The following is a 520-nucleotide window of genomic DNA, read 5'->3' as shown; positions in this document are numbered from 1 at the left end:
AGCGGGACGCGGCTTCGAGCGCCGCCTGGTCGGGGAGCTTCCGCGGCAGCAGGCTGCGCTGGAGCGTCACGGCGGTGGTGCGCTCGCGCGTGTACCGGCGGGCGTTGTCGATGGAGACGGCGGCCCTGGCCGTGATCTCCTCGGCCAGCAGCAGGTCGTCGTGGGTGAACGGATCCGGGCGCTGATGACGGAAGAAGGCCGCTGTGCCCAGGGTGGCGCCGCGTCCGCGGATCGGTACCAGGAGCATGGAATGGAATCCGTAGGTGCGCTGCAGAGCCTCCAGGCGCGCGGGGTGGGCCGTCCAGCGGGTGATGGTGGAGTCGTTCACCTCGAGCATGGCGGGCCGGCCTGCGATCAGGCTTTCCACCAGCGGGGAGCCGGGTGGGTATGTGGTCACATCGTTCAGCGTCATCGTGCTCTCGGGGCAGCCGCGGAGCACGGACTGCTGTGCCACACGGCGCAGCGGCACTGGGCCTGTCAGCGGGCCGGAGGGAGGTTCGTCACCGTCCGCGAGATCGGC

1 protein-coding gene is annotated in these 520 nt (G+C 71.0%); it reads right to left on the bottom strand.

The genetic code is table 11. The features are described from left to right. Positions 1–397, bottom strand: a 397-nt coding sequence (locus tag ABD198_RS30620; protein ID WP_344008005.1) for a GAF domain-containing protein, incomplete at its 3' end; no start/stop codon positions are given. Positions 398–520 lie beyond the last annotated feature (123 nt).

The organism is Streptomyces thermocarboxydovorans, assembly GCF_039524635.1.
GTDB lineage: Bacteria > Actinomycetota > Actinomycetes > Streptomycetales > Streptomycetaceae > Streptomyces > Streptomyces thermocarboxydovorans.
The sequence above is the reverse complement of the archived record's forward strand: the minus strand, read 5'-3'. Positions and strand labels throughout refer to the sequence as shown.